19 protein-coding genes are annotated in these 22,075 nt (G+C 64.9%); 9 read left to right on the top strand and 10 right to left on the bottom strand.

The features are described 5' to 3' along the window. Positions 1 to 403: 403 nt before the first annotated feature. Entirely contained in the window at positions 404 to 793 is a 390-nt protein-coding gene (locus tag GA615_RS21380; protein WP_152053359.1) for a hypothetical protein, read from the bottom strand. Positions 794 to 1,004: 211 nt separating this feature from the next. Here GA615_RS21380 and proC point away from each other — a divergent pair, with 211 nt between their 5' ends. Beyond that, the gene (gene proC / locus GA615_RS21375) at positions 1,005 to 1,832 is read left to right on the top strand and encodes a pyrroline-5-carboxylate reductase (protein WP_152053358.1); all 828 of its coding nucleotides are present in this window, start codon (positions 1,005 to 1,007) and stop codon (positions 1,830 to 1,832) included. 49 nt (positions 1,833 to 1,881) lie between these two features. Here the strand turns inward: proC and GA615_RS21370 are convergent, their stop codons facing one another. Next, complete coding sequence (locus GA615_RS21370) at positions 1,882 to 3,360, bottom strand: LamG domain-containing protein (protein ID WP_161602473.1); 1,479 nt, start codon at positions 3,358 to 3,360, stop codon at positions 1,882 to 1,884. A 426-nt stretch (positions 3,361 to 3,786) separates the two neighbouring features. Here GA615_RS21370 and rfaD point away from each other — a divergent pair, with 426 nt between their 5' ends. From rfaD to GA615_RS21350, 4 genes are all read left to right on the top strand, one after another. Then, a complete protein-coding gene (gene rfaD / locus GA615_RS21365; protein ID WP_152053397.1) occupies positions 3,787 to 4,731 on the top strand; it encodes an ADP-glyceromanno-heptose 6-epimerase in 945 nt (314 codons plus the stop codon). Positions 4,732 to 4,861: 130 nt separating this feature from the next. Beyond that, the gene (gene rfaE2, locus GA615_RS21360) at positions 4,862 to 6,304 is read left to right on the top strand and encodes a D-glycero-beta-D-manno-heptose 1-phosphate adenylyltransferase (RefSeq protein WP_201750271.1); all 1,443 of its coding nucleotides are present in this window, start codon (positions 4,862 to 4,864) and stop codon (positions 6,302 to 6,304) included. A 114-nt stretch (positions 6,305 to 6,418) separates the two neighbouring features. Further along, on the top strand, positions 6,419 to 7,246 hold the full coding sequence (locus tag GA615_RS21355; protein ID WP_152053356.1) for a hypothetical protein: 828 nt from the start codon (positions 6,419 to 6,421) through the stop codon (positions 7,244 to 7,246). 12 nt (positions 7,247 to 7,258) lie between these two features. Continuing rightward, complete coding sequence (locus tag GA615_RS21350) at positions 7,259 to 8,197, top strand: metallophosphoesterase family protein (protein WP_152053355.1); 939 nt, start codon at positions 7,259 to 7,261, stop codon at positions 8,195 to 8,197. Between the two features lie 25 nt (positions 8,198 to 8,222). Here the strand turns inward: GA615_RS21350 and GA615_RS21345 are convergent, their stop codons facing one another. The 4 genes from GA615_RS21345 to GA615_RS21330 form a co-directional block, all read right to left on the bottom strand. Continuing rightward, positions 8,223 to 8,474: a hypothetical protein gene (locus tag GA615_RS21345; RefSeq protein WP_152053354.1), complete on the bottom strand. Its 252-nt coding sequence runs from the start codon at positions 8,472 to 8,474 to the stop codon at positions 8,223 to 8,225. Positions 8,475 to 8,540: 66 nt separating this feature from the next. Next, the gene (locus GA615_RS21340; protein ID WP_235905599.1) at positions 8,541 to 9,368 is read right to left on the bottom strand and encodes a site-2 protease family protein; all 828 of its coding nucleotides are present in this window, start codon (positions 9,366 to 9,368) and stop codon (positions 8,541 to 8,543) included. 137 nt (positions 9,369 to 9,505) lie between these two features. Continuing rightward, on the bottom strand, positions 9,506 to 10,786 hold the full coding sequence (locus GA615_RS21335) for a M24 family metallopeptidase (RefSeq protein ID WP_152053353.1): 1,281 nt from the start codon (positions 10,784 to 10,786) through the stop codon (positions 9,506 to 9,508). Positions 10,787 to 11,084: 298 nt separating this feature from the next. Then, positions 11,085 to 11,639, bottom strand: a complete 555-nt coding sequence (locus GA615_RS21330; RefSeq protein WP_152053352.1) for an L-2-amino-thiazoline-4-carboxylic acid hydrolase — start codon at positions 11,637 to 11,639, stop codon at positions 11,085 to 11,087. Between the two features lie 350 nt (positions 11,640 to 11,989). Here GA615_RS21330 and GA615_RS21325 point away from each other — a divergent pair, with 350 nt between their 5' ends. The 3 genes from GA615_RS21325 (at position 11,990) to GA615_RS21315 (ending at position 15,357) form a co-directional block, all read left to right on the top strand. Continuing rightward, positions 11,990 to 14,098, top strand: a complete 2,109-nt coding sequence (locus GA615_RS21325) for a polymorphic toxin-type HINT domain-containing protein (RefSeq protein ID WP_152053351.1) — start codon at positions 11,990 to 11,992, stop codon at positions 14,096 to 14,098. Positions 14,099 to 14,162: 64 nt separating this feature from the next. After that, entirely contained in the window at positions 14,163 to 14,870 is a 708-nt protein-coding gene (locus GA615_RS21320; protein ID WP_152053350.1) for a hypothetical protein, read from the top strand. A 136-nt stretch (positions 14,871 to 15,006) separates the two neighbouring features. Continuing rightward, complete coding sequence (locus GA615_RS21315) at positions 15,007 to 15,357, top strand: HPF/RaiA family ribosome-associated protein (protein WP_152053349.1); 351 nt, start codon at positions 15,007 to 15,009, stop codon at positions 15,355 to 15,357. A gap of 79 nt (positions 15,358 to 15,436) precedes the next feature. On the opposite strand, the gene GA615_RS21310 is transcribed toward GA615_RS21315, so the two are convergent. The 3 genes from GA615_RS21310 to GA615_RS21300 form a co-directional block, all read right to left on the bottom strand. Continuing rightward, complete coding sequence (locus GA615_RS21310; RefSeq protein WP_152053348.1) at positions 15,437 to 16,825, bottom strand: fused DSP-PTPase phosphatase/NAD kinase-like protein; 1,389 nt, start codon at positions 16,823 to 16,825, stop codon at positions 15,437 to 15,439. A gap of 126 nt (positions 16,826 to 16,951) precedes the next feature. After that, positions 16,952 to 18,196: an acyltransferase family protein gene (locus tag GA615_RS21305; RefSeq protein WP_152053347.1), complete on the bottom strand. Its 1,245-nt coding sequence runs from the start codon at positions 18,194 to 18,196 to the stop codon at positions 16,952 to 16,954. 149 nt (positions 18,197 to 18,345) lie between these two features. Further along, positions 18,346 to 18,804 carry a response regulator gene (locus GA615_RS21300; protein ID WP_152053346.1) on the bottom strand — a complete coding sequence of 153 codons (459 nt, stop codon included), beginning with the start codon at positions 18,802 to 18,804 and terminating at the stop codon, positions 18,346 to 18,348. 410 nt (positions 18,805 to 19,214) lie between these two features. Between GA615_RS21300 and GA615_RS21295 the strand changes: the two genes are divergently transcribed. Next, positions 19,215 to 19,796, top strand: a complete 582-nt coding sequence (locus GA615_RS21295) for an RNA polymerase sigma factor (RefSeq protein WP_152053345.1) — start codon at positions 19,215 to 19,217, stop codon at positions 19,794 to 19,796. Between the two features lie 64 nt (positions 19,797 to 19,860). On the opposite strand, the gene GA615_RS21290 is transcribed toward GA615_RS21295, so the two are convergent. Next, positions 19,861 to 22,074, bottom strand: a complete 2,214-nt coding sequence (locus GA615_RS21290) for a helicase-associated domain-containing protein (RefSeq protein ID WP_152053344.1) — start codon at positions 22,072 to 22,074, stop codon at positions 19,861 to 19,863. Position 22,075 lies beyond the last annotated feature (1 nt).

Here is a 22,075-nt window from a genome sequence, read left to right as displayed (position 1 = left end):
TCGCCCGATCGATTCATCCCTGGTTGCGACAGATAGTCCGTATGCCTCCCTGGCTCGATCCCAATCGTGTTGTTGAGACTGCGAAACGCCTGTTCGCGTCCATTCCGAACGGACGCGGGAAACGGATTTGGGTCGTTCAACTCCAGCGGGCCAGGCCGATTTTTCCCGGAATTGAAGTTCCCTGAACCGGAATGAAGACTTCCAATCCAATTCCAGGCACGGACGACGATCGCGAACACTTGCCAGAACGGCAAGCGATCAAGCACCGATCACGATGGTCGGCCCGCGCCGAATCCTGGCGCCGAACGATTGCGGAGCCGAGGATTTCCGGGAGCGTGTCGGAGGCTCTTGTGGGTCCTTATTCGGAGCTTAACACGCGGTCTCCGATTCGGTCGGCAATTCCTCAAGATTGCAGGTTGGATCGTTCGGGCGGTTGCTGGAAGACGCCCATTGGTCGGGTGCGGCCGATGAGCAAAAACAGGATGATTCCCAGCGTCGGCACAACGCAGAAGATCAAGAGTGATAACCAGGTACGCCAGCTTCTCGGATCGGCTCGTTCCAGCAAAACGACCGCCGCCCAGGCCGCGGTTCCAAAAAAATCGAGCATGGCAAAGGCGAAGACGCGATCTTCGCGGAGCAGCTCCCAGAGCCGAGGAGAATCGAGGCCCACGGTTCGCTGAATCTCCCAGAGGAGCCAGAGCCCCAGCGGCGCGAAGCCGATGAGAAGGAGCCAGCCGGTGATCCTCTTGCGACTCGGTTCGACCGGCGGAGTGGTGGCGTTGGCGTGACTCATAGTGATGCCCAGGCTCCAAACAGTGAGAACGGGAAAGGGAGAGGGACTTGCGGTTGGATCGGGCCGCCGAACCCTCTCGGCTTCGGTGGCCTTGATGGTAGGATAGGCACCCTCATGGGCGATCGGGCATGATTCGTCCGATCGTTGCTCGGAATTGTCCGTCTCGCGCTCGTCTCGCTTGTCGATCGCTATCGAAAGGGACCGACCCATCATGACCGGATCGTCTGCCGCTGCCGACACGCGATGGGGATTTCTCGGGGCGGGGAAGATGGCCTCGGCCTTGATCCGGGGGATGATCCGGGCCGGAGTGGTGACGCCGTCGGCCATTGCCGTCAGCGATCCGATGGCCGAGGCCCGCGAGGCGATGGCGGCCGAAGGGGTTCTGGCGTGCGGTTCGAATGCCGAGGTGGCCGATCGGAGCGACGTGCTGGTGCTGGCCGTCAAGCCGCAGGCGATGACCGCCGCCCTGGACGAACTGGCCGGCGGAGGACGAGGGAAGCTGGTGATCTCGGTGGCCGCGGGCATTTCGGTAGCGACTCTCTCGGCGAGGCTCGGTCCTGAGGCCCGCGTGGTCCGTGTGATGCCGAACACGCCGGCCCTCGTTGGCGAAGGAGCGGCGGCCTACTGTTTGGGGCCAGGCGTTTCTGCTGACGATGAATCCCTGGTCCTTCGGCTTCTGGAATCGGTCGGCATTGCTCGACGCGTTCCCGAAGGATTGATGGACGCCGCGACCGGGCTTTGCGGCAGTGGTCCGGCGTTTGTGTACGCGATGATTGAGGCTCTTTCCGATGGCGGTGTGCGGGTCGGACTTCCTCGTGACCTTGCCACCGCAATGGCGGCGCAAACGGTGCTGGGAGCCGCCCGGATGGTCCTGGAAACCGGAGCGCATCCGGGGGCGTTGAAAGATCAGGTCACCAGTCCCGGCGGCACGACCATTGCCGGAATCCATGCGCTGGAACGTGGCGGCCTGCGCGCCGCCTTGATGGACGCCGTGCAGGCCGCCGCCTTGCGATCGGCCGAACTGGCCGAGGGCCGGTGACCGCGCTTCGTGTCACCGGCCCCGCGACCGACGGGGAGTGGCCCGCCGCTCAGAGGTTGCTTGACAGGCTGGCGATCTCGGGATCGGAGAGCGCCTGACCGACGGCAAAGAGCGAGGTGATTCTGCCGCCGAAGTGAGCCTGGCCGCTCGATTCCACGGGCCCCCCTATCTGCATCGTGGCGCCGTCGAGACTGGTGCCGGGGTCAACGGTGGCCACGGCGCCCGAAGGGACTCCGTCAAGGAACACCTGGAATGCGGTGCCCTGGCGCCGGACCCCGACCATCACCTCAACCCCCGGCGAAATCGAGGCCGAGGAGGTTGCGGTGACGAGCGTTCCTCCCGCTGGTCGGTACGAGGCGACGACATGGCCCGTTGGGGCGATCGCCAGCCGGTTGACGACGCCGGCGAGGGGATCGGCCTCGGTGAAGATGACGGCAGGGTTGGTCGTCGGCAGGGCGTTGAGCCGCACCTTGCCCAGCAGGGTGAAGTGCGAGCGATTGCCGACGATCGGCGCGGCGCGGCTCAGGCGATCGTCGAGGCCGTCAAAGTCGAGGCCGCCCGTCGATTGCCAGGTCGGCCGCTGGTTGGCCGTGTCCTGAGTCATTCGGATCGAGGCGATCTGATCGACCCAGGATTGGACCGGATCGAGGGGGTCGGCCGGGCCGGAGATGATTCCGTCGGCGGCGACCGGGTTATTCGCGGGGGTCAGATGGTTCGACCCGTGGGAGTCCTTGCGTTCTCCGGAGCGCTCGTCGAGTTCCCAGAACGACACCAGACCCCAGATTGATTTTTGCGAGGCGGAAAGCTGGCTGTACGAGACGCCCGCGCCGCCGTTGTAAAGGGTGGCGTGAAGCTCGTTGATGATCGTGCCAATCGATGCCGGTTTCCCGAAAACAACCTGGTCGAGCCGTCCGGAGTGGAACCGGTCGTAGGTCGGGGTGGTTGACACCTGCGAAGCACCCAGCAGCAAGGGAGCGTTGGTCGGGGTGATCGCGTTGGCGGGGGTGTTTTCATCGGTGGCCGCCGCGTTGATCCGGATTCGGATCTTATTCGCGGCGTAATCGCGCCAGGCAATAACGAAATACCATTGTCCAATCGACGCCGCGCCGAAGGCGTTTGCGGCCACGTTGTTCGAGGCATTCGCGCCGGCCGTGCGGAAGAAGAAGCGATTCGAGGCAAACGCGCCGGTCGAATCGTAGCCCAGGATCCATTCCCGATCGCTCGGGGTGGGCTGCTTGCACGCGAAGGTCAGAATCCCTGACGCGTCGATCCGTGCCCAGGTTGCGATGAAGAAGTCGGTTCCGCCGGCACGAAGCGCGGTGTTGCTCGCGGCGGAGAGGAACTGGTTGGTTCCGTTGAACTGCGAGGCTCCGCGAGCGCTGACCCCCGACGCGGCGTCGAGCCAGAGTAAGCGGTTCGGAGCGGTTTCGGGGGTCACGATCGGCGGCGGCGGCGGCGGTGGCGGCGGCGGCGGTTCCGACGGAGTCGATCGCGTAGGTCGGAGGTAGTACATTCGACGTTGGCTCACAGGTGTCTCTCCAGAGGCCTCTCGGAAAGGGACGCAAACCGTCCGTCTCGGAGGCAAGGGGGTGCGTGGTTGCCGGTTGGCAACGCGATGGCTCATGCCTGGGGTGTGGTTCGTGGTCTGGGTGCCGACGACGTTGTCAGCGAACGAACCGACCGGTCGCTCCCGATCCGGTGCCAAGGTCCGACATTCTTTAACTATCGTGGAGTTTGCGGATCTCAGTCACACAAAATGGGAAGTTTGGTGCTCCGGATGGGGGGCAGGCAGGCGGCGTTGACAGTTTCTGGAGGAATCTGCTAGGGTTCCGGCGCTCGAAGGAGGGGATGGATTTGCGAGGCCCCGAAGAACGACGAGCACGTCGAGGCACGCAATGGCGTCTGCCTCGTCTCCGGCCGTCAAGGCCCCAGGATTCCGGTGAGTGAAGTTGCCATGTACATCGTCACGGGAGCTGCGGGGTTTATCGGCAGTAATGTTGTCCACGCCCTGAACCAGCGAGGCGTTTCGGACATCCTGGCCGTCGACACCCTTCAGCACGGCGACAAGTTCCGGAACCTGCGCGACCTGGCGATCGCCGATTACATGGACATCGCCGAGTTCCGCGAGCAGATCCGCAAGAACGCTCCCTTCGGCGGTCAGGTCCATGCGATCCTCCATCAAGGAGCCTGCGCCGATACGACCGAGTCCGACGGCCGCTACATGATGGACAACAACTTCACCTTCTCGAAGGAGTTGCTCCACTGGGCGACCGATCGGAACGCGGCCCTGGTGTATGCTTCGAGCGCCTCGGTTTACGGCAACAACACCATCTGCCGAGAGTCGCCCGAGTGCGAGAGTCCGCTGAACGTCTACGCCTACTCGAAGCTCCTGTTCGACCGCTACGTGGCCGCCAACCGATCGCGGTTGACCTCGACCGTCGTCGGCCTGCGGTACTTCAACGTCTACGGACCCCGCGAAGGGTTCAAGGGGCGGATGGCCTCCATGGTCTCTCAACTTCACCGGCAGCTGGCCAAGGATGGGGTCGCCCGGCTGTTCGAGGGGACCGACGGCTACGAGGCCGGCGAGCAGCGCCGCGATTTCGTGTTCGTTGGCGATGTGGCCCGGATCAACCTGTTCTTCGCCGAGGGGCCGCAACGTGTCGGCGTCTTCAACGTCGGCACCGGAGCCAGCCGGAGCTTCAACGACATCGCCCAGATCGTGATCGACGAACTGGGCCGGGGGAGCATCGAGTACATCCCGTTCCCCGAGTCGCTTCGGGGCAAGTATCAGTCGTTCACCCAGGCTGATCTGACGCAGTTGCGGGCCGCCGGGTATGATGCGGCCTTCACGACCCTGGAGGAGGGGATTCGGCAGCTCATGGCCGTTTCCGACTCCTGAGTGCGTCCTCGCCTCGCGATCTGAGGCGAACGCGCCGACGACCCGTTGCACAAAGGCCGGTGAGGCAGGATGCCTCCCGAGGTGAGCCCGCCGATAAGGGCTTCCGGAACCACACAAAGGAGTGTTGCCCGTGATCGACTGGTCGAGCGTGCGGGCCCTGGTTCTCGGCGATGTGATGCTGGACCGCTATCTGGAGGGAGATGTCAACCGCATCTCTCCCGAAGCGCCCGTTCCCGTCGTGCGATTGACTCACGAATGGTATCGACCGGGAGGGGCGGGGAACGTCGCCGCCTCGCTGGCGGGGCTCGGGTGCCGGACGACCCTGGCCGGGGCCGCCGGGGAAGACCCCGAGGTCGATCGCCTTCGTCGCGCGTTGTTCGACGCCGGCGTGGCCGATTGCGCCCTGGTCGAACGACCCGGTAGCCGGACGATCTGCAAGACTCGGGTTGTCTCGCATGGCCACCATCAGTTGCTTCGGCTCGATCAGGACGGCGGGCGGAACGACTTCCGCGCCGCCGGAGACGACCTCCGCCAGCGATTGCCGGATTTGCTGGCCGATCAGGACGTGGTGGTTCTCTCCGACTACGACAAGGGGACGCTCACCCCGGAACTCGTCCGGGCGACGATTGAGGCCTGCCGAGAGCGGGCAATTCCTTGCATCGTCGATCCGAAACAGCTTGATTTTCGGATTTACTCCGGAGCGACTCTGCTCACCCCCAACCTGCTCGAAGCCCGACGCGCGGTGGGCCGATCGCTCGAGGATGACGAATCGGTGGGCGAGGCCTGTGCTGAGCTTCGAGACACCCTTGGCCTCGACGCCATGCTGATCACGAGGGGGGCCGACGGCATGACGCTGGCCACCGGCAGCGCCTTGCATCACTTTCCGGCCGAGGTCCGACAGGTGGCCGACGTGACCGGAGCGGGCGATACCGTCGCGGCCGTGCTGGCCGCCTGCCTGGGTGGGGGCCTTCCGGTCGATCAGGCCTGTCGGGCCGCGAGCGTGGCGGCGGGGATCGCCGTGGGGCATCCGGGCTGCTACGTCGTTCAGGGGGCTGAGCTGGACTGGGCCTTGCGCGGCTGCTCGCCGAAGGTCCGGTCGATCGAGGCTGCCGCGCGGTGGGCTGCCAGCCAGCGGCGGGCGGGTCGCTCGATCGTTTTCACCAACGGCTGTTTCGACATTCTCCACGCAGGACACCTGACCTGCCTGGAGCAGGCCCGGCGCCTGGGAGACGCCCTGATCATCGGCTTGAATTCTGATGCCTCGGTGCGCGGCCTGAAGGGGCCAGAACGACCGGTGGTCCACGAGAATCACCGGGCTGCCCTGCTGGCGGGCCTGGCCTGTGTCGATGGTGTGGTGGTCTTCGACGATCCGACCCCCGAGCGGCTCATTCAGGCGATCGAGCCCGATGTGCTGGTCAAGGGGGGGGATTACACGGTCGATGGGATCGTGGGAGCCGAGATTGTCCGGGCGAAAGGCGGGCGAGTCGTCACCATTCCGCTGGTTCCGGGCCTGAGTACCACGTCGATCCTCGCTGCCTCTCGGGCCGCCGAGAACCGCCGAGTGGCAAGCTGACGGGGTAGACTCCTGGGGCCGATCGGGGCAGAATCGGGCGATCGGGGAAGCGTCGTTGGCGTCCCGATCGCTTCGCTTCGAGTGACTTCGATTCGATGAACCCAGGGTGTTCCCGTGATCGACCGTACCCTTGGCTCCGTTCTCCTCGGTGTGGTTTGCGCCTGGCTTCTGATTCCCGTGAGAGCCGATGCGCAGCAACCCGACGTGTTCGCCGATCTCCCTGCGACGATTGCGTGCGAAGGAACCTATCCCAAGCACCTGCAGGGAGTTTGCACGAATGACCGAGACGCCCTGTACTGGTCCTTCACGGTAGATCTGGTCAAAACCGATCTCAGCGGCAAGGTGATCCGTCGCATGCCGGTGGCCGATCATCACGGCGACCTTTGCTACCACGACGGCAAGATTTACGTGGCCGTGAACCTCGGGGCGTTCAACCAGCCTGCCGGCCAGGCGCAGTCGTGGATCTACGTGTACGACGCCGAAACCCTCGATGAACTCGGCCGCATCGAGATTCCCGAACTGGTCCACGGGGCAGGGGGAATCGCGTATCAGAACGGGACGTTCCTCATCGTCGGGGGTTTGCCGGAAGGGATCGAGGAGAACTACCTCTACGAATATGACGAGTCGCTCGCCTTTCGACGGCGGATTGTGTTGCCGTCCGGTTACACGAGGCTCGGCATCCAGACGGCCGCATTTGCCGACGGCCACTGGTGGTTCGGCTGCTATGGATCACCGCCGGAATTGCTGAAGACCGATCGGAACTTCCGGATCGTCGGCCGCTGGAACCTCGACGCGGCACTCGGAATCGTCGGCATCGGCGACGGTCGGGTGCTGGTGGCCTCAGGGCCTCGGGACGAGGAGGGCAACCATCTCGGGTTCGTTCATGTGACCAAGACCGACGAGACGACGGGTTTCCGACGCATCGACACCTCCGATCGCTGAGGCATCTCTCCCATGAGCCATCACCCATTGCCGGAACCGATCGGGCGTCGGGCCTTTCTCGCCGAAGGGGTCTTGCTGCTGGGATCGGCGAGCATGACCGGACAGACGACCATTGCCGCCTCTGCCTTGCGGGGCCGATCGCGTGATGAGCGCTCCGTGCTCCGCTTCGGCCTGATCACCGACCTGCACTACGCCGACAAGCCTCCGGCCGGCTCGCGGCACTACCGCGAAACCCTGTCGAAACTGGCCGAGGCCGCCGAGCGATTCCAGCAGACGAAGCTCGATTTCCTCGTCGAGCTGGGTGACCTGATCGACGCCGCCGAATCGGTCGAGGTTGAGCTGGGCTATCTCGACCGCATCGATCAGTCTTTCTCAAAGATTGCCGAGCGACGGGTTTATGTGCTGGGTAATCACTGTGTCGATACGTTGACCAAGGAGGAGTTCCTCGGCCGGGTCGGTCAGGAGCGGTCGTTCGGCTCGTTCGACGCGGGTGGGTTCCACTTTGTCTGGCTCGACTCCTGCTTCCGGAGCGATGGCGAACCGTACGGCCGGAAGAATTCGGTCTGGACGGATGCGAACGTGCCCGAGTCTGAGCGGGACTGGCTCCGCGACGACCTCGCCGCCACCGAGTTGCCGACCATCATCTTCGCCCATCAGCGGCTTGATGATCCCGGCCCGCATGGCGTTCGGAACGCGGAACAGGTTCGGGAAATCCTCGAAGCCTCCGGAAAGGTCCGGGCGGTCTTCCAGGGGCACAGCCACCAGAACGACTTGCGGGAGATCGGCGGGATTCCCTACTGCACCTTGGTGGCGATGGTCGAAGGGTCTGGGCTGGATCAGAACGGCTACGCGGTGGTTGAACTCCTCGACGACGGCACCATCCGCGTTGATGGGTTCCGTCGCCAGGCGGATTACGCGTGGCAGGAGGAGGCTCGCCCCGGAGCCGGGTAATCGGACCCCGTCGTCGATGCGCAGATCAGTCCGGCCGGTCCAGAGGGGCGCGGTCGAACGGCTCCTCGTCCCAGGTCAGGCCGGCGGCGGCAAGGTCGGCGGGCGAGAGGTCGAGGAACCGGGAGAGCAAGGAGTCTCTGCCCCAGTCCTCGTTCTCGATCGCCTCCAGAGGGGGGAGATCCCGAACCCCGAAGCGATGGGAGAGCAGGTCATAGGCCTCGGCCACGCCAAGTTCGACAATCGGAATGGGGCGTTCAGGGTTCGACTCAGGGCTCATGACGGGACCCAGCCTTCCGGTTCCGATTGCTTCGGCGTCCTGAGAGGTTTGCTTCAAGCCCGGACCTTACGAGCGGACCCAGGGGCGGGGATTTCGGAACCCGATCGGATCGGGATCATCGATCACGATCACCGGCGCGAGTTGCCAGACCCCTTTGCCCCGGTAGATCCAGGAGTAGCCGGCCGGAGCATCGGAGGCGCGCAGGCGTTGCTCCTCGGCCCGAACCTGACTCAGTTCGGATCGAGCGGCGAGGTAAATAAAGGCGGCCAGCACCAGCTGCATGAGCAGGATCGGCGAGCCGGTCAGGATCATTGCCACCAGGCAGGCGATGCCGGCGAAGATGGCCAGAGCCTGGCCGATGGCCGCGGCAATCTCGGTGGCTCGCAGTCGACCAATCTGGCTGCTCAACAGGGCGCGAAGCACCCGGCCGCCGTCCATCGGGAAGATCGGGATCAGGTTGAACCCGGCCAGGATCACATTGACCATCAATAGATCCGCGAGTAACGACCCGATCGACCCGGCGGCAAGCTCAGGCGTGAGGACGCCGAGCAGCCCCCCCATCGCCAGGAGCATCAAGGCCAGAACCACATTGACGGCCGGACCGGCCAGGGCGATCAGCAACTCGGCTCCCGGGGCGCGAGGCATGCGATGCAAGCGGGCGACCCCACCGATCGGATAGAGCGTGATGTCCTCGGTCGGAATCCCGTACCGGCGGGCCATCAACGCATGACCCAACTCATGCAGGACGACGCATCCGAACAGGGCTGAGACGACCAGCACTGCTCCCACTTCCTGACTGAAGAGGACCAGAACGGCCATCATCAGCAGGAACGTGGCATGCAGATACAGATCAATTCCAGCAACCTGGCCGATCTTCCACGACAATCGGATCATCGAAAAACCCTTCGCACCCAGAAAACTCCCATTCATTCTAGGCACGCTCGATCATCTCGGGAAGTTCATCTTCAATCGGGACTGAAGGAAGGGCGGGGGATTACGCCTTGCCTTAGCGCGATTGCTCTGGGCTCAGCTCACCGTTCCAGGATGCCGGGACGAGGCAAGGGGAAGCCCTTGACCATGACCTCAAGTTTTGGCCAACGTTGGGCTTCGGTCACGACCTCGAAGCCGCGTTCGTCCACGACGATCGTATCTTCCGACCGGGCGGGGCCGACGCTGGGCGTCCATCGTACCGGCAAATGCGACGTGAACGGGAACGACGTTTCGGGCAACAGGGGACGCTCGACCGGGCGATAGCCAATGATCGCTCCTTGCGTGGCCAGTGTCCACTCGTGCGGATGCCCAAACTTTTCGTAGATGCGTCGGACCCGGCGGAAGACGTCGGCGACCGTCTGGCCAGGGCGGGAGAAGTAGATTGCCGTGGCATCGACCATCGCGGCGACCGCCAGGGCCTCTTGAACTGCCTTCGGAACCGGGCCGAACGAGACGATCCGGGTGACGGCCGCGCACAGGCCGTGCCTTCGGCCGATCGCCGTAATGGTCGCCATCCGCTCGATCGGGACCGACTTGAAGGTTGGCTGACGGTAGCGACGTGCCCGGTCGTCTCCGGCCACACAGAGATCCACCGGCGTGACCCCTTCGCGGAGCATCCGATGGGCGAGGTGGCCGGCCAGGTCGGCCTCGGTTTCGCGAGGGTGGAAGTTCCGGCATGTTGCCTCGACACAGAGCGTCATGGTTCGCCCCAGCTCTCGGAGGCGCTGCCGTTCCAGCTTCGTCAGGGTCAGGCGAAGCGCGCCGAGCCCATCCTGATCGACCGCGAGATTCAGGCCATGCGTATCGGTGACGACCTTCTTGCTCCGGCTCAGGGCCGCAACGTTTGCCTCGACTGGCTCGTGCCAGGGCCGCTCCTTGAGGTGAAAGCCCAGGCCGGCCACTTCCTCCTCGAAGATCCGGGGACTTTGTACATTGTCGGTCAAGATCGCGCGTGACTGACGCGTGACGAACACGAGCGCCGAGGCCCGTTCCGACGAGGCCAGATGCCGCCGAAGCTCTCCCCCGGCCGTGAACCACGACACCGACTCGGCCCGCCCCAGAACGGCGGCATCGTAGCCGTGGCGCTCCAGGAACTCGACGACGCGCTGATGCTTCTCGTCCACATCGGCCCGGCGCTGCATCAAGTCCGGGTCGAGATGATCGGCCGCCGGATCGGCCAGCACAGGGAGCGTTTCGGTATGGGGATGGTCCTCGGCGGTTTCCAGGACCCGGCGTTCGGTCGCAATCTCGCCGCTGCTGGGGTTTCCGTCGTCGTCACCAAGGTTGAAGTAGACGTCTCCGACCCGAATTTCGGTTGACACGGCCGTTTCTCCTCCTCCTCTGGTCGATCACGCGACGGGTGATCGCATCAAGGGGTCCCCGGTCGGTTTCGGGGCTCCGGTCGGTTTAGGCTCGCAGAAATTGGGCCAGTCGGATTCATCGTATGGAAACGAGAGATTAATGCTTGCGTGATGCTGAATCTCTGGTCGTCGAGACCGCCGTCGTCGTATGCAAACGTTTAGGTATTGGTCGTCAGTCGTGACGATTCGAGAGAGAGGTGGTGAGGGGGTGACTTGAATGGTGGTTCAGGCCGCCGATCGAATCGCCCGGTGATTGAGCCTATGGTTCCACGCCGCCTTCGGAATTGCAAGAATCTGGCGTCGTGGGCGATTCGATCTGATTCGGACCGTTCGAGGAGGCCCTTCGAAAGCGAAAGTCGCAGAACGGTGCCCCCTCCAGGATCGTTTGAGATCGGGACAGCTTGATCTCGGGATCGAACCCGGAGGCGAGGGCCGCATCTCGGCAACAGGATAGACTGGCCCCGAGCGTACCGAGACCCAGCCGATGGTACATCTCGGCGTATCGGCAGCGGGTCACATTAAAGTCGAGCCGCTCGGCCGACTGCTCCAGCAGCTCGATTTCCAGGGCTCCTCCCTCGGTCCAGCGATCGAGCGTTCGGGCGAAGCCGATCAGGCCCTCGGCGACGCCCGACCGGGCCAGTTCCGCTCCCGAATCGTGCGCCAGCCCCTCGACCACTCGACGCAACAGGGCCATCGTCCGTTCGTCTCCCAGTTCCTCTCGGACGGCTTGAATCAGCGGAGCGACGATCTTTCCCTCGATTTCTCGCTGTTCGAGCAGTGTCATCCGTCGAGATGGCGGCGGTTGTTCATCCATCACCGCGTCCTCCCCTCGGGTTCCGAAGCCGTCGATACCTCTTCCACCGAAAGTGTACCTCCGATTGCCACCAAGAACCCGTCCGCGTTTGGAACGGTCGTGATTCGGGAACCGACCAGATCATTGATGAATGAATTTTCAACCTCCGGAATTCACTTGACCTGGGGTTGCATGCACGCTCTGATTGGGGGTGAGCCAGGGAGAAGAATGACAGGATGAGAGATCTGCGTCCTTGCAAGTGAACATCTCCCGGTCGGCGATCGTCCGAATGGAATACGGGAAAGGTGTTCCCACGACCCGGCATCGGCCCGGATTGGTCGATCTCACAGCCCAGCCGGAGGAGGCCCGCCATGTGCTGCCCGTCGATGATTGGCCCGGTCTGGATCGTCTCGCTCGGCCTGAGCTTTGGAACTGGCGTTTCCGACGCGCCCCCACTTGACCCCGCCAAGGCCGCCTACCAGGCTGCGGCCGCGGCCGCCGGACGCGATGCCGACGCACAGCTCCAACTTTCGCTCTGGTGCGAGGCCCAGGGCCGACTCTCGGAGGCGCAGCATCACCTCGCCCTGGCCGTGTTGATCGACCCCGACCACGCCGCGGCTCGGGCTCTGATGGGTCGCGTACGGTTTGGCGAGTCGTGGGTCCGGCCGGGAGACGTGCCCCGTCGCTACACTCCCGATCCCGACCGGGCCGCCCTCCGCGAGGAGTACGAAGGCCGCCGCTCCCGGCTCGATCCGACCGCCGACGCTCACTGGAAGCTGGCCCTCTGGTGCGAGCAGAAGGGGCTGCTCGACGAGGCCACGGCCCACTTCACCGCCGTCACCCGGCTCAATCCGAAACGAGAGGCCGCCTGGAAGCGCCTCGGATATACGCAGAAGGATGGCCGCTGGCTGACCCAGGACCAGATCGCCGTCGAGGAAGCCGAGGCCGCCGCCCGGGCTGCCGTCGAGGCCGAGTGGCGTCCCCGCCTGGAGCAATGGGCCGCGATGCTCGCCGACCCCGCCCGCCGCGGTGAGGCGATCACCGGGCTCGGTTCGGTCGATCACCCGCTGCTCGTCCCGGCGGTCTGGTCGGTGCTCGTCGCCGGCCCGCGTGCTGATCAGCCGGCCGCGGTGCAGGTTCTCGGACAGATCGATGCCCGAGACGCCTCTCGGGCCCTCGCGCAGCTCGCTGTCCTCAGCGACGATGCCGAAGTCCGTCGTGTGGCCACCGAGACGCTTCGCCGCCGCGACCCCCGCGAATGGGCCGGTCCACTCGTGGGTTCGCTCCGCGATCTGTTTCGATACGAGGTCCGCCCGGTTGGCGGCCCCGGTTCGCCGGGCGTGCTCTACATCGAGGGGGAGAAGTTCGATACCCGTCGCTTCTACGAAGTCCGTGCCACGACTGCGTTTCGGCCACCGATGCCTGGTGAGGTGGCGGCGATTGGTCCTGACGGAACGGCCTACGGGATGGTTCCGCAAATCGCCTTTGGGCAACCCAGCGCCGAGGTTTCGAACCTCGCTGGCCGACTGGCCTCGGATCCGCAGAACGCGGTCTCAATTCTGAAGGAGGAGGCGACTCGTCGGAACGGAGCGTCTCAGCTGACCCCGACTGCCGGGCTCTTCCTTCGAGGTGCCATTCCGCTGGCCTCCGATCCTCTGGGAAGCTGGGCGGTGGGGGGACACCTGAGGCCGATCCAAGACAACGCTCTGCGGAATTACCTCTTCTTACAGCAAGAAACGCTCAATGCTCAGCAGCGCCTTGAGGCGGATCTCCGCTTCATCGAGGAGACAAACGCCGCGATCGTGAAGACGAACCAGCAAGTTCTGCCGGTCCTCCAGCAAGGGACTGGGCTCGAATCCGGCCTTGATCGCCAGGGCTGGCAGGACTGGTTTCTCAACCAGATCGGCTTCCAGGCCCATCGGGGGCGGGATACCGCTCGCCGCCCGATCATCGATCAACGGGTCATGTTCGGGCAGCTCACGACGTCGTGCTTCGCGGCTGGGACGCCGGTTTGGACCGATCGGGGGACCGTCCCCATCGAGGACCTTATCTTGGGCGACCTCGTCCTCAGCCAGGACACGACCACCGGAGCCCTTTCCTATCGCCCGATCATCGCCACGCACCACAACCCACCGAGCAAAACGTTTGAGGTTCGCATCGACGGCGAGACGATCGTCGCCAGCGAGTTTCACCGCTTCTGGGTCGCAGGCCGGGGCTGGGTGATGGCCAGGGATCTGGACGTCGGCGACGTGGTCCGGGCGCTCGGCCGGACCGCTGCCGTCGAGGCCATCGACGACGGCCAGGTTCAGCCGGTGTTCAACCTCAGCGTGGCCGATTCGCGGAGCTTCTTCGTTGGGGAACTGGGCGCATTGGTGCATGATAATTCCCTCCCCTCGGCGACGATCGCTCCCTTCGACGCCGTGCCCGACCTTGCGGCGCTGAAGCTCCTTGAGGCTCCTGAGGCCGACTCGGGAGGCTGAATCAATTGACAGCGGCCCTCCTCCCCGCGAAGATCCAGAAAGAGGAGAGGAGGAGGTTGCCGCCATGCCAGGGATTCTGGATCGCGTCGAAGACCGGGGAGACGGCCTGGTTTTGCTCGGCTCTGAGGTCGCGGTTGCCGAGGCCGTTGATCGGCTCGAAGCTGGAGAGAATGCCGAGTCCGTCCGTCGGGCCCTGGGGCTGCGCGCGGCTGACCTGGTGGTGGCCATCGCCTCGGCCGGACTTGGTCCTGGAGACGATGATGGCCCCCCCCTGGTTCACGAGCGTCCTCGCCGCCCGAAGCTGGCGGAGGCCGTCTCGGAACAGAACCTTGTGGCCCTGTTCCCGGACGCCGACCGCCCGAGCCTGCTGGCCCTCGCCAGCGGGCTATTGCAGATCCTCGATGCCTGGGAGGCAAGTCACAATGCGGCCCAGGAAGCCGACGATCGGGGCGAGCGTACCACGTCGCTTTACTGGCATGGGATCGCGCACCGTCGCGAGCCCGACCCCGGTAATGCCTCGTACTGGTTCCGTCGCGTCGGCCGCCATCCCGACTTTGTGATCCTGGCGGAGGCTGCCCGACCGCTCCTTCGCGATCATGGCGACGACGCCCTGACCGCTCGATTGCTCCGCGACGGTTGGGACCCCTTTGCCTTCGTTGACTCCTGTACGGCGGCCCGTTCGGAATCCCCTTCATCCGCTGTCCTGGGGCGGATTCAGCGGCAAGAAATGGCGATTCTGCTGTCCACTTCCTTGCGGCACGCCGATCGCTGAGCTCTGTTTTTCTTCGTTGGTGGGCTTCGACCGCCTCGCCTCGACTTCGAGGGGGGACCGTGAGCCGCCCATGTTCGCTTCACCTTCCCCGGGTTGTCGGGCTCCCGAGAACCGCCCGACTCAAGAGGAGATGGTCATGCATGTCCAGCTGAACACGAACAATCACGTCCATGGGTCCGCCGATCTGGCCGACCGCATCCGCACCGAGGTCGAAGATTCGCTCAGTCGGTTCGGCGAGCAGATTACCCGCGTCGAGGTCCACGTCAGCGACGTTAACGGCTCGACCAAGTCGGGAATCGACATCAAATGCACCATCGAAGCCCGCCTCGCCGGCCTGCAGCCGATTGCGGTGACCGATCAGTCGACCAATGTTGACGATGCCGTCACCGGCGCGCTCAAAAAGCTGGAACGCTCGCTCGACAGCACCACCGGCCGCCTTGGGCACGTCAAGGGACGCACCTCCTTCGGGGGCGATCAGGAGATCTGAGGCGTCTGCACGAGAGCAGGGGGGGAGCCTGAACGGCTCCCCCCGTGGAGGGCTTCATGGCCTTTTGACGTAAGGCGGCTCAGCGGGTTTTGGGAGCCGACTCCTGATCGTCCTGAGCGAGTTGGCGTTCCCGTTCGAGCTGAATCTCGAAGGGATCGGGGGTTCCCCGGGCGTAGCGCTGAAGCAAGGCCGCGGTGGGATCGGCCCGGTGGCGATCGGGAGCCAGCCGAGCCAGCACGCGGTTGTAGAGCAAGGTGACCGAGCCTTTCGGCCGTGAACCGCGATGCTGCTCGATCGCCTGCAGCGACTCGATCAACGGCCGCTCTTTCACCACGAACTGGTAAATCCCCCACCAGGCCGGGGTGCGGTCCATGCAGGCATGGCAGTGCAGCAAGATGGGCCAGGCTTCGGGATCGTTCGCCAGGCGGAGCGTTTCGTCCATGAAGGCCTCGGCCTTGCTGGCTTCGACCGGGCTTCGGATGAAGTGGATGTCGTGGGCCTGGGCGAAGGCGATTTCGGCGTCGAGGTGCGGGCTGCGTAACCCGGGCAGGTCTTCCTGGAACAGGTTAATGATGGTCTTGAATCCGTGCCGCCGATGGAGCACTTCCAGCCCTTCGCCGTGCGGCATTGCGCTGATGTAGATCTTCCCCGGATCGATCGCCCGGAAGCGTTCCAGGGGCCGGTGATACCAGAAGACCGTCAGCCCGACGACGATCAGGCCGACCGTCCCTCCCACGACCGCAACTCGCGTCCCGACCCGAGCAATTCGAGGAGTCGGCACCGACGGTCTCATGCGGATCAAGGCTGCCAGCCAGAGCCAGGCCGCGCCGATGGCCGCCCAACGGGTCCAGAACCCTCTCGGCTCGGTGGCGGGCCACTCCAGGGCTCGCAGACTGGCCAGCACTCCGGCCACAACGAGCATCGGCAAAATTCCCGATCGCTTCGCCCGCAGCATCAGCAACGGCCAGGCCCGATCAACGCCTCTGATTCCGACGGCGATCATCCCGAGCAGCGCCAGGCCGGCCACGGCGATCGCCCCTCGCAGAGCGTCCGGAGCGTCAGAGTCGAACACGACCCGCCAGCCCAGGCCATGCCAGCCGTCGAACGTCGGCCACGGATTCGTCACCGACCAGAAGCTCACGAGCGAGACGCCCAGCGCTGCGATCCAGAGTGAGCCGCCCGGCCCGACGGCGCGCCGACGGGTCACCCCAAAGATCGAGAGCGCGACGGCGCCCGACGCAAGGTACATGGCGATCCGGTCGAGCGTATCTCCCGGTTCGGCCACGCGATACGCCGCCGGAGGATAGGCGCTGAAGGTCGGCCGGACGACCTCGGGAAATTCCCGATCGACGCCGCTCGGGAAGATGGCCAGGTAGCCGATCGCCGGGACGAGCGCCAGGGCCAGTACGATCCAGGGCCAGTGTCTCCGGATGATCCGGGCCCTCGGGGATTCTGGGCTCGGTTGCATCTGCGATCCTCCTTGAGCGCGAGCGGGGCCAGGGTGCAGCGCGTCCCGATCCCTTCGAGCCGGGACGACCGATCGCCCGTTGTACGGTCCCGAGGCGATCGAGCAAACCCCAATCCGCAACGCAGATCACCCCGCCCTGGCTTCCTCCGAGTCCGTCGCGGGAGCAGGAGAAGCCGTCTCGCCGGCCAGGGGAATCCGACCTTCAGGGCTCGCCTTGCTCGGGCCCACGATCGGCGGGTTGAGGAAGTGCCGCTCGACCAGCCAGAAGAACCCGAGGCTGACCATCACCGCTGTGATCGAGACGATCGGAATCGTCAGAAAGACCCGCTGCCAGAAGCCGGTGATCCCCAACTCATACAGGCCGAAGGTGCCAACCGTCGTGATCGGCAGGTGGTACAGGTAGACACTGTAACTGCGCCGACCGATTTCCTTGAGTGGCACGATCCAGCGCCACTGGCAGATGCGATCGTCGTGGTCGCGCAGGGCGATCAGGACCAGACCGAAGACGGCCGTCACTCCGGTCGAATAGGCGACCGGTGTATTGACCATCCGTTCCTGAAAGCCGATCAACGCCGTTCCCACCAGGGCCAGCTCGACGGCCCTTCGCTTCCAGGGTTCCGACGGCACGTTGAGCCGCCAGTAGACCGCCAGGCCGATGGCGAACTGATGCCAGAGGTCGAAGAAGGTTCCACTGAGCCGGTGAATCATCCCCACGTCGGCCGCCACGACCCGGATCAAGACGATCACGACGGTCGTCCACCCCATCGCCGCGTACAACCGCTTCGACGCGAGCATCAGCATCAGGAAGCAGATGAAGTAGAACTGCTCCTCGTAGCAGAGCGACCAGGCGACCCTCGTGAAGATCAAGGCCGGTCCACCCGTGACCAATGGTCGCCACGTCTCGGTCAGTGTCAGGTTCCCAAGCCACTGGAGCCGGTTCATGCCCTGCGGCAGGTTCATTTCCAGGCCGTAAGGAGAATGGCAGCAGAGCAATCGCTCCAGGCCCAGCCGCTGAAACGTGATGGCCACCAGCACGAACCAGGCGACCGCCACCCAGTACGGCGGATAGATCCGCCAGAGCCGACGCCCCACGAATCGCGCCGGCGAGGTTCCTCGCCGTCTCATCGCGTCGACACTTGCCGCGATGCAATAGCCGCTGATGACGAAGAATAACGGCACGCCCAGGTCGAAATGCCTGAGGACGTCGTTCATCGTCCGTCCCAGCCCGGCAAAGGCCCCCGACTGCGGTGCCTCGCCTGGTAAGAGGACAAAACCCGCGTGATGGACCACGACCATCAGGCAGGCGACCCCTCGGAACACGTCGAGGAGCGTGTAACGCGGATTACGAAGCAGCGGAGGCAGATCCATCATCGAGGAGCACCGAGAGGAGGGGGCGGCCTCGGTCGGAGACGTTAGTGACCTGTCCTGTTCATCCTACCGCCCCAATGGCTTCGCTGCGTCGCGTTCACCGGGGAGGTTTGTTGGAATCAAATCGTCGCCACCCCCGAAGATCCAGGCCTTCAGTCCTGATCTCGGCTGCTGGTCTCGACATCGGCCAGGTAGGCCAGGGTTCGGTCGAGCTGGTTTTTCAGGTGGCGCACCCGCAGGAGGCTCTTGACCCGGCAGAGCAGCTCGACCTTGTTGACCGGCTTGGTCAGGAAGTCGTCGGTCCCGGCCTGCACACCGCGCTCAAAGTCGGACGCCTCGTTCAGGGCGGTGACAATGAGGATGAGGGTGTTGCTTGTCTCCGGGTCGGATCGGATGGTCCGGCAGACCTCGAAGCCCGAGACGCGAGGCATCATCACATCGAGCAGGACGAGGTCCGGCTTGTGCTCGGCGACGACCTTCAGCGTCTCTTCGCCGTCCGAAGCCGTCAGGATCTCGCAATCGAGGCCGGCAAGATAGGCTTCCAGCAGCTCAACGTTCTGCGGATTGTCGTCGGCGATCAGGATGACCGGCTGATCCGAGGAGGTGTCCATGCGTGGGTTTGCCCTGGTTCCACGATCTTCGGAACGATCCGTCAATTCGGATCCCCATTGTCGCCCTGAGTCTACCAATTCCGACGAAACGCAGGAATGCGGCTTCCGCCGACCGGGGTTGCTCCTCCGGTTCCTCCCGATCAACCCGGACGGCGGCCCTTGCCCGAGAGCATTCCTGGTGTAAGACTTCTTTTGTGGACCGATGCGCGTCGTGATCGCTCGACGTCTCGAACGCGACCGGAGAACCCCGGGTTCGCACCAGGGACTTCGGACGATTGGTTTCGTCCGCATCGTGTCTTTCGATTCCAAAGACCCCCCGCTCGGCATTCCCTTTTTCTTGGGGCTTGGCTCGCAACCGGGACGGTCCGCGGACCTTCGACGATCGATCGTCTCTCCTGGGAGGTCTGGACGTGCCCCTCCGCGACTTCGACCGCCAGCTTCTCGATCGCTGTCTGAAGCACGAACCCGGTTCCTGGATCGAGTTCGTCGATCGTTACATGGGTCTGATTTATCATGTCATCAATCATGTCGCCTACGCTCGAAGCGTGACCCTTTCGGCCGCCGACGTCGAGGACATCTGCGCCGAGATCATGCTGCGGCTCATTGATGACGATTACGCCGTTCTTCGGCGCTTCAAGGGGCAAAGTTCCCTGCCCACGTACTTGACGGTCATTACCCGTCGGATCTGCGTCAAGGAACTGGTCAAGCGTCAGCGAGAAGCTTCGCTCGGTCATGCCCGCGCCCATCGCGCCGTGGTCATGGCTGAGGATGAGGAAGACCTGGCCGAGCCGATCGCCTCGGCCGAGGAAGTTGAGGTCATGCTCCGCCAGCTTTCGGGGCGAGAGGCCGAGGTGGTGCGCCTTTATCACCTCTCCTCCCTCAATTACCGTCAGATCGGCAAGCAACTCGGCATTCCCGAAAATTCCGTCGGTCCGATCCTCGCCACGGCTCGCCGCAAGCTCCGTGAAGCGGCCGAAGAACGCTCTCGATGAGCCAGGGCCTGGCCATCGCGTGAGTTGAGCTCTTGCGGTCGCCGCCCTCCGCGCCGCCCGTGACTCACTCCACAGCCAGCGAGACACCCAGCTTTGCCAGGACTTGCTGAAGCCGATCGGGGTCGCCCGATCGGACGATGGCCGCGGTCGGCCCCAGGCGATCACCGAACAGGGGGCGGGTCTCGGGATGCTGGAGCAAGCCGTCGAGAACCTCCGATCGCTCTGTCCGAACAATCAGGGGGCGTCCAGCTCGGACCACCTCGGCCGGTTGGGCCCCTTCGAATCCGACGATGCTCGCCAGCCATCGGATGACCGGCGGCATCGGCGCGCCGGTTCGGTGCGAATACCACTGAGACAGGCCAGTGAGCGTCAGCCCCTCGTGCGACGCTCGCTTCAAGGACTCCGGCGAAACGATGTAGCGGCGCCGGAGCGTTGTTTCCGATCCGTCCCCCGGCATCGGGTCGGCAAAGCGTGACAGTTCGGCCTCGATGAACAGATCTCCCCTCGCAGGGTCGGCAGAGAGTGAGATGCCGTCCGAGCCGACTTCCACGCACGATTCGGGCGGCTTGCGATAATCTCTTGCTCCGGCCAGTTGAAAACGGCGGAACGGGATTGCCCCCTCATCCTCGACGAGCAAGACGCGATCGGCGACCCGAACCGGCGGCGGAGCGGTTCCCTCGGCCCAATCGGCCAGGGCCACTTCAAGGTCCTCGGCGCTGGAGAACTCGATCAAGGTGGCTGAGGCGTAGTAGGTCAGCCGATCGCGCCGACCGGCCCACGAGGCAATCGCCCCGGCCACTCCATCGGGCAACGGGCGGACGCCGTGCCGGGTCAGCCAGTCTCGGATCTGATCAACCGAGAGCCCCGAGGCCAGGCCGCGGTCGATCGCGTCGGAGTTGAGCCGAAGCGTCAGGGCCGAACCCAGTTGCGACCACCTGGCGAACCGGCTGAGACGGCCGATCAGGGCCGGATTGAGCCCCTGGCGATAGGCGACGATCTCAAAGTTCGGCTGCACAAACAGGAATTGCTCGATCCGAGGCGGTGGCGGCGGCGGCGGCCCGAGACCCAGCACATAGCGTCCGCGATCGGTCAGTTGCACGGCTGGTGTGCGACTCGGTCCCGCTTCGCCGACCCGGACCAGGCCAAGCAAATACGCCGGGCCGAGCAAGGTCGATCGCAGGACCTCGGTCATCGGATCGCCCGAGGGAGTCTCGTCGGCCGATCGGCCTCGACGGCGCTCGGCCTTGCCGCTCGGTTCCGGAGGGTTCGGGGGTCGCATCCGACCCGAGAGCCAGGCGGCCAGCTCGTCAAGTCGGGCCCATGCCCCTTCCTCCAGGCTGGCCAGCCAGAGCAAGGCGACCGGACGTAGGGCGAGGTTCGATCCCGGATCGTCCCCTCCGTCGGTCAGGTCCACTCCGCCGAGCCACCGCGCGGCGATCATCTGCGGCAGATGGACCCCGTGCTCCGCCCAGATCGACGCCGGAGCCGCGACAATCCGATCGCTTTCCGGTTCGTCGATGAGCAGGCCGATCGACCGACCGAGGCTCAACCAGAGCGAGACGTGATCCTCGGGCGGGTGCAACACGTCGGCAATCGGCCCGGCCAGTGCAGGGTCTTCGTCGAGCCGCTGACGATCGCGCTTGTAGAGCCCCCCTTGCCGAGTGCGCTTCAGGGGGCTGGTATCGGCAAGCTGCCAGAGGGCCGCCAGGCGGAGGACCGCCTCCAGGCCATCCGATTCCCGGACGAGCCGCGCCGGTTCGTCGAGGACCGGCGGTCCTTCTCCCTCCGGCTCGTCCATCCGGGCCGTTTCGAGCACCGCGGGATGAGCGACCAGACGCATGCCGCCCACGCGCTCGGGGTCGAGCGGCCAGAGCCGATCTTCGGGATCGGCCGCCGGGGGCATTGGCACAATCAGGCCCAGGGCCATTGGCCGCTCGATGGCCTGCTGCTGGTCGAGCCCGAGCCCGCGCAAGGTCTCGCCGAAGGCCACCGCCGGCCAGGCGGCGGTTTCGCTCAGCGCAAAGAGTCCGAGTCCTTGCCGCTCGACTGGCGAGAGGTCGGCCAGGAGGCCGGCGACGACTCCCGGCTCGTCCAGCCGATCGGCCAGTTCGTCGGCCAGGCCCGAGGTCCTCCGGCCCGGCTCGTGGCCGAGTTCCCGCAAGATCAACCGGAGCCGGAACGGGGTGGCCTCGGCCAGCGCGGCACGATAGGAACAGGGCGGAGACGAATCCCCGCGTTCGTCGGCGTCGAAGTCGTCGTCAAGCGTCGGGTCAATCATC

The organism is Tautonia marina (assembly GCF_009177065.1).
Classification (GTDB): domain Bacteria; phylum Planctomycetota; class Planctomycetia; order Isosphaerales; family Isosphaeraceae; genus Tautonia; species Tautonia marina.
The sequence above is the reverse complement of the archived record's forward strand: the minus strand, read 5'-3'. Positions and strand labels throughout refer to the sequence as shown.

Excerpts from the sequence above, each read along its gene's own strand:
- GA615_RS21380 (WP_152053359.1), bottom strand. The coding sequence starts at position 793 with ATGAGTCACGCCAACGCCACCACTCCGCCGGTCGAACCGAGTCGCAAG.
- proC (WP_152053358.1), top strand. The coding sequence starts at position 1,005 with ATGACCGGATCGTCTGCCGCTGCCGACACGCGATGGGGATTTCTCGGG.
- rfaD (WP_152053397.1), top strand. The coding sequence starts at position 3,787 with ATGTACATCGTCACGGGAGCTGCGGGGTTTATCGGCAGTAATGTTGTC.
- GA615_RS21350 (WP_152053355.1), top strand. The coding sequence starts at position 7,259 with ATGAGCCATCACCCATTGCCGGAACCGATCGGGCGTCGGGCCTTTCTC.
- GA615_RS21345 (WP_152053354.1), bottom strand. The coding sequence starts at position 8,474 with ATGAGCCCTGAGTCGAACCCTGAACGCCCCATTCCGATTGTCGAACTT.
- GA615_RS21340 (WP_235905599.1), bottom strand. The coding sequence starts at position 9,368 with ATGATCCGATTGTCGTGGAAGATCGGCCAGGTTGCTGGAATTGATCTG.
- GA615_RS21330 (WP_152053352.1), bottom strand. The coding sequence starts at position 11,639 with ATGGATGAACAACCGCCGCCATCTCGACGGATGACACTGCTCGAACAG.
- GA615_RS21325 (WP_152053351.1), top strand. The coding sequence starts at position 11,990 with ATGTGCTGCCCGTCGATGATTGGCCCGGTCTGGATCGTCTCGCTCGGC.
- GA615_RS21320 (WP_152053350.1), top strand. The coding sequence starts at position 14,163 with ATGCCAGGGATTCTGGATCGCGTCGAAGACCGGGGAGACGGCCTGGTT.
- GA615_RS21315 (WP_152053349.1), top strand. The coding sequence starts at position 15,007 with ATGCATGTCCAGCTGAACACGAACAATCACGTCCATGGGTCCGCCGAT.
- GA615_RS21310 (WP_152053348.1), bottom strand. The coding sequence starts at position 16,825 with ATGCAACCGAGCCCAGAATCCCCGAGGGCCCGGATCATCCGGAGACAC.
- GA615_RS21305 (WP_152053347.1), bottom strand. The coding sequence starts at position 18,196 with ATGATGGATCTGCCTCCGCTGCTTCGTAATCCGCGTTACACGCTCCTC.
- GA615_RS21300 (WP_152053346.1), bottom strand. The coding sequence starts at position 18,804 with ATGGACACCTCCTCGGATCAGCCGGTCATCCTGATCGCCGACGACAAT.
- GA615_RS21290 (WP_152053344.1), bottom strand. The coding sequence starts at position 22,074 with ATGATTGACCCGACGCTTGACGACGACTTCGACGCCGACGAACGCGGG.